The following is a 2,718-nucleotide window of genomic DNA, read 5'->3' as shown; positions in this document are numbered from 1 at the left end:
GCCCACCCCCCCGGGCCGGTGGGGATCCGCGCGCGACGCCCGTGCGGTCCCCCGGGCCGTCGCCACCCCCCCCGGGGGCGGCCCTGGGCCCGCCCTGCCCGGCTGCCATGCGTCGGGCGTGGCCGGGGCGGCGCGGCCCCCGGCCCCCGGCCGCCGGCCGCCGGCCGCCGACCGCCGACGCGGACGGCCTCTCAGGTGGCAGCGGGGTTCCCCGGTGGGCCCAAGGTCCGGCGGACGGCGTCGCGCAGCCAGTGGTGGGCCCGGTCGGCCGCGTGGCGCGGGTGCCACGCCATGCCGATCGTCACGGGCGGCAGTGCCAGCGGGATGTCCAGCAGGCGCAGTCCGAGGGCGAGCGCGTCGTCGGTGAGGGGCGAGGGCGCGGCACCGGGGAGTGCGGCCGGTACGAGGCAGACGACGTCACTGCGGGCGGCGAGGGTCATGGCGGCCAGGTGGCTGGGGAGGACGACACCGACCCGCCGCTGGAGGTCCTGCTCGGCCAGGGCGGTGTCGAGGGGGCCGGTGAACCGGCCCCGGCGGCTGACCGCGACGTGCGGGGCGGCGGCGAGCCGAGCCGCGGTCAGGGGTCCTTCGGTCAGCGGATGGCCGGGCCGGACGGCCGCGACCATTCGCAGGCCCACCAGTTCCTCGACCCTGGTCTCGGGGTCCACGTGGTCGATGGACCCGACCTCCAGGTCGATCCGGCCGTCGCGAAGGGCCGGGCCGGCCTCCAACTCCTCGGCCAGGAGCCGGAACGAGACTCCCGGCGCCTCCCGCTCGGCCAGGCGCAGCAGCCCGGGGGCCAGGGCCGCGCCGACCAGGTCGGCCGCCTGGAGGGTGAAGGTGGTGCGCAGGGTCGCGGGGTCGACACCGGTCCCGGGGCTGAGCAGGGCTCCGAGGCGCTGCACCACGGCCGCGGCCTCCTCGCGCAGGGCCTGGGCGCGCGGGGTGGGGACCATGGTCTGGCCGGCCCGGACCAGCAGCGGATCCTGCAGCGTGCGGCGCAGGCGGGCCAGCGTGCGGCTCATGGCGGCGGGCGAGGTGTGCAGCCGGGCGGCGGCGCGGGTCACGCTGTGCTCGGCCAGCAGGGCGTCCAACGCGACGGCGAGATTGGCGTCGAGGACCGAATCCGGGCTGCTCACCAGCATCATTCCATTTCAGTCAATGATTGCGTGCCGAAGTTCCCATTGTGGCAGCACTGGAGTGCTCAGCAGGATGGGGGGCGTACCGACCGGCACGACCCACGAGGTTTTCATGATCGTCATTACCGCTCCCACCGGCAACATCGGCCGTCCGCTGCTGTCCCGGCTCCTGGAGTCCGCCCCCGCCGCGGGCGAGGAACTGCGCGTCGTCGTGCGCGACCCCGCCCGGCTTCCGGACGCGGCGCGCGGACGCGTGGAGGTGATCGTCGGCTCGCACGGCGACGCCGAGGTCGTCGACCGGGCCTTCCGGGGCGCGGACGCCGTCTTCTGGCTCGCCCCGCCGGACGCCTCCCTGACCCCCTACGACGCCTACAGCGGCTTCAGCGGACCCGCCGTGCGGGCGCTCGCCGACCACGGCGTCGGCCATGTGGTGGGCGTCTCGGCGCTCGGCCGCGGCACCCCGCTCGCCGACCGGGCCGGCCTGGTCACCGCCTCGCTCGCGCTGGACGACCTCATCGCCCACAGCGGCGTCGCCTACCGGGCCCTGGCCAACCCGTCCTTCTTCGAGAACCTGCTGGAGGAGGCCGACTCGATCCGCGAGACCGGCGTCTTCACCGACGTCGTCGACGCCGACCGGAAGGCCCCGTTGGTCGCCGCCGCCGACATCGCGGCCGTCGCCGCCGGTCTGCTGCTGGACCGCTCGTGGACCGGCAGCGGCAGCGTGCCCGTCCTCGGCCCGCAGGACCTGTCCCCCAACGACCTGGCCCGCATCATGACCGAGCAGTTCGGCCGCCCGGTCCGCTACGAGCGCCAGGCCTTCGACGACCTGTACACCACCCTCGTCCACTACGGCCTCAACGAGGCGTTCGTCCGGGGCATCGTCGACATGAAGCGGGCCAAGGACCAGGGCCTGGACGCCGGTGCCGTCCGTACTCCGGACACCGCCTCCCCCACCGGCTTCGAGCAGTGGTGCGCCCGGACCCTCAAGCCCGCCGTCCTCTCCTGAGGCCCCGCCGGCCTCTCCCGAGGCCGCACCGTCCGCCGCCGGGACACCCGGTGGCGCGACGCACCGAGACCACCTGCCGCTCTGGAGGCACCCCGATGTCCGCTGAAGTCACCGAACCGCCGGTCACGGCGTTCATGCTCGTCAAGACCACCCCCCAGTGGCTCGCGCTGACCGTCCCGCAACGCGTCGAGGCCTTCACCACCCAGGTCCTGCCCGCGATCGAGGCCAGGACCACCGGTGTCCGGTCACGCTTCTACGACACGGAGTTCTACTCCGCGCGCGTCACCGACGTCTGGGTGTGGGAGGCCGACAGCCACCACGCCTACCAGCTGCTCATCGACGCACTGCGCGAAACCCCGTTCTGGGACCGCTACTTCGAGGTCGTCGACCTTCTCGTCGGCACCGAGAACGGCTACGCCCGGACCTACGGCCTGGAGCCCGTCGCCACCATCGCCACCTGACGGACCGGCCCCGTCGCGCCGCCCTCCGGCCATCACCGGCCGGGGGGGGGGGCCGGCGCGTCCCCCGCGCCGAGGCCCCCACCCCCCCCCCCCCCCCCCCCCACCCCCCCCG

3 protein-coding genes are annotated in these 2,718 nt (G+C 75.4%); 2 read left to right on the top strand and 1 reads right to left on the bottom strand.

Annotation, left to right across the window (positions count from 1 at the left end; all coding sequences use genetic code 11):
- Positions 1-191: 191 nt before the first annotated feature.
- Positions 192-1,148, bottom strand: a complete 957-nt coding sequence (locus ABT263_RS38655; protein ID WP_352298622.1) for a LysR family transcriptional regulator — start codon at positions 1,146-1,148, stop codon at positions 192-194.
- Positions 1,149-1,251: 103 nt separating this feature from the next.
- Between ABT263_RS38655 and ABT263_RS38650 the strand changes: the two genes are divergently transcribed.
- Positions 1,252-2,145, top strand: coding sequence for an NAD(P)H-binding protein (locus ABT263_RS38650; protein WP_352298620.1), 894 nt, complete (start codon positions 1,252-1,254; stop codon positions 2,143-2,145).
- Between the two features lie 95 nt (positions 2,146-2,240).
- Complete coding sequence (locus ABT263_RS38645) at positions 2,241-2,606, top strand: darcynin family protein (protein WP_352298618.1); 366 nt, start codon at positions 2,241-2,243, stop codon at positions 2,604-2,606.
- Positions 2,607-2,718 lie beyond the last annotated feature (112 nt).

The sequence above is a fragment of the Kitasatospora sp. NPDC001603 genome (assembly GCF_040298365.1).
Taxonomy (GTDB): Bacteria; Actinomycetota; Actinomycetes; order Streptomycetales; family Streptomycetaceae; genus Kitasatospora.
Note: the sequence above shows the minus strand (reverse complement) of the source record. Positions and strands in the feature narration are given on the sequence as shown.